A 3,097-nucleotide genomic window follows, 5' to 3' on the forward strand; every position below is an offset into this window, starting at 1 on the left:
GATCGAGATGTCTCGCCCCACCGATCCGCATATCCGCGAGGAGGTCCGGCACCGACAGCATCTCCATCCGGCCCCCCACCACTGAACAGCATCCGTGGATGCACAGTGTCCCGCGACAACACCAGAACGCCTGACGACAGCTCTCTAAGCGGCACGACCCTTCGGCCGTTCATCGTCCACGTCGTGGTGGCGGCCTCAATGAGCCTTTGCCAACCTGATCACGCGTTGGCGATCATGAGGGTCTGAACTGCGGCGATGAGCGTGTCGGCGTTGCTGGGGCTGGAGCGGATCTTGCGCAGGATCCGCCAGTTCTTCAGCTCGGCGTTGACCCGCTCGCCCGGGCCGCGGCGGCGCGCGTGGGCGGTGTTGACCTCCTTCTGCACCCGAGACAGACGCCGGTAGCGGCCGGTGTCCGGGTCGAGACGACGCCGCCGTTGCGGGACCGCGACCGTCGGCCCGGCGCCTTGGTAGGCGGTGTCGGCGGCCGCCGCGATCTCATGGACGGTCAGCGCGTCGATGATCCCGTGCTCGCGGGCGGCACCCATGTCGTGCCGCGCCCCGGGCAGCGGCGGGGAGATCCACACCAACCTGCCGATCGGATCGGCAATGACCTGCACGTTCAGCCCGTGGGCCTTGTGTTTGCCGCTGTAGTAGGCCCGGTCTCGGCCTGAAGCCATGCCGACGCGGTCGATGCGCAGCAGCGTCCCGTCGCCGATCACGAACGCCTTCCGCTGTGCGACCTCGATCGCCTGCTCCAGGGTCGGCGCCATCGCCGCCAGCAGGTCGAGGGCCTCGCGGATGTAGCGCTAGACCGTCGAGGTCCCGATCGTGAATCCGCAGGCCAGGTCGGCGTAGGTCTCGCCCTTGCGCAGGTGCGCGACGACCAGCAGCGCCTGCCGGCCGTGCGGGAGCTTGCGCCACCGGGTGCGGCGCTGGTTGCGGTGGGCCCGCAACGCGTCGGAGAGCACGCCGAGCGCGCGGCTGGACACGGTCATCCCGGACGGGTAGGACAGCACCTTGAAGCTCCTGGTCAGGCGGATTGATCTCAGCAATCGCCCGTCTACCAGGAGCTTCACCCGTTCGAGGTCACGCCACGCCGTACACCCGCTGACCGACCCCAACGCCAGGTTGGCAAAGGCTCAATGACGTCGCGTAACCGCCTGGTTGCCGTGACCACGGCATCCTCGTCGAACCAGTCGTCCGGTAGTTCCCAGTCTGCGGCGTCGACTGTGTCATCACCGAAGTGCTGCGTGATCTCGTCGGCCAAGACGCCGGCACCCTGCTCCCTCAGGTACTCGATCTTCTCAGCGAGCGGTGTTCGGTCCCCGCACACAGTGGCTGTAAGCGACGGCCGCTCGCCGATTCCCAGGCTCACCTGCATGCCGAACTCCCGGCGCAGGTGGACGGCTTGGGTGTAGTGGTCGCGGTGGACCTGGGTGGTCAGGAAACGGCGGATGTCGGCGAAGGAGTAACCGAGGAGGTCCAACGCCGCACCGAGCTGATCACGTGCCTGCTCGATTGCCCAGCCTGCGTCGACCAGGACCACGCCGGTGCTGCTGGTCAGTGTGTAGACGTTGACTGCCTTCAGGCCGTCGTTGGGCAACGGCAGCGGAATGCGATCTACCCCCGGAGCCACCTCGAAGGGCCCCAGGAGTCGTCCAGTCCGTCGAGGTCGGGACTGATCGCAGCCGGTCGACGGGGTCGCCGCCGAGGCCGCTTCTGGTCGGCAGGGAGCTGCTCGAACGTTCCGCGAGCCCGCTTAACGGCCGAACGTTTCGATGATTGCGTGCACGTTGTCCGAGAATCGCTGGTCCGACAGGCCGAAACTCGGTGAGTACAACAGGGCGTGCTCGTAGAGACCTTTGAAGTCCTCGGAGAACCGCTGCCGGGCCTCCTCCGGTGTGCCGGTGACCGCCATGATGTCGACGAGCCCGTCGGGCACTGCGTCAATCATCGCCTCCCGGTCGCGCCGCTTCCACGCCGCGCGGATGGTGTCCACATCGTGTTCGTAGCCGTGCAGGGCGAAGACCGCGGCGTAGGTACGGACCACGGCGTAGAAGGCGATCTGCGCCTTGGCCTCGGCCCGGGCCACCGCGGGATCGTCGTGGATGGAGCAGATGACATATCCGGCGAGTGCGACGTCGCCGTCCTGCCGTCCGGATCGGGCGATGCCCGCCGCCAGCGCCGGCCGCACCACCTCCTCGACGTAGCGCCGGGTGAAGATCGGATGGCCGACGAGGCCGTCCGCGACCGTGCCGGCAGCCCGGATCATGCGGGCGTTGACCCCGGCGAGGTAGACCGGAATGTCCCGGCGCAGCGGCGGCACGACGTCGACCGTCGGCCGGAGATGTACGGAGTAGAAGCGGCCGTCGTGATCGACCCCGCGGTCGTCCATGGTCCAGAAGCGGCGCAGCAGTGGGACGAGTTCTTCGACGCGTAACGCCGGAGCCTCGGGGTCGGCTCCGTGCCAGTCCCGTTGCATGGTGCGGGTGCCGGTGCCCAGCCCGAGGATCAGCCGGCCGCCGGAGAGCTCGTCGAGGTCACGGGCCTCGGCCGAGAGCACCAGCGGCGACCGACCGACGGCGTACGCGATGGCGCTGCCGATGGTGACCCGCTCGCTGCACTGCGCCATGGCGGCGAGGGATATCGTCGCGCTCCGCTCGTAGAACTCCGTCGTCCAGACGGAGTCGAAGCCCGCTGCCTCGGCTCGGGTCGTCAGGTCGACGACGGTGCGGAGGTTGCCGCCGAGCAGCACGATTCCGGGTGGGCGCGGTGACTTCCCCGGGACGGTCTCGCCGCTCACCATGTCTGTGCGTTCACCGCTGTCGAATCTCCTCTCGCCCGCGACGTGGGGGACGCGGTCGGGCCGGCCCTGCGCAGTCAGGCGCTGTCGTTGCCAGGTAGCTGATCGGCAGATCCGGCGATCGCGCCGGGCTGCGGGACGGGCCGTCCGGCCGCGGTCGGTGACCGCGGCCGGAGACCGGTCGGGTCAGTGGACGGGCTGGCCGACGCCGGCGAGTCGCCGCAGGATGTCGGCGGCCTCGGCGGCCATGCGCGGGATGAACTCGGCGATCGAGACCAGCTCGTGGATGCCGCT

2 protein-coding genes and 1 pseudogene are annotated in these 3,097 nt (G+C 68.9%); all 3 read right to left on the reverse strand.

Annotated features, from left to right (window positions below; genetic code table 11):
• Window positions 1–218 precede the first annotated feature (218 nt).
• The 3 genes and pseudogenes from JWR81_RS26860 to JWR81_RS26870 all read right to left on the reverse strand — a co-directional run bounded on the left by JWR81_RS26860 (window position 219) and on the right by JWR81_RS26870 (window position 2,806).
• A pseudogene (locus JWR81_RS26860) lies at window positions 219–1,016 on the reverse strand (transposase family protein).
• 56 nt (window positions 1,017–1,072) lie between these two features.
• Entirely contained in the window at window positions 1,073–1,603 is a 531-nt protein-coding gene (locus tag JWR81_RS26865; RefSeq protein WP_297658931.1) for an MBL fold metallo-hydrolase, read from the reverse strand.
• 156 nt (window positions 1,604–1,759) lie between these two features.
• Window positions 1,760–2,806, reverse strand: coding sequence for an LLM class flavin-dependent oxidoreductase (locus JWR81_RS26870; RefSeq protein ID WP_297658933.1), 1,047 nt, complete (start codon window positions 2,804–2,806; stop codon window positions 1,760–1,762).
• Between the last annotated feature and the right edge of the window lie 291 nt (window positions 2,807–3,097).

Source organism: Pseudonocardia sp. (genome assembly GCF_025965585.1).
Classification (GTDB): Bacteria; Actinomycetota; Actinomycetes; order Mycobacteriales; family Pseudonocardiaceae; genus Pseudonocardia.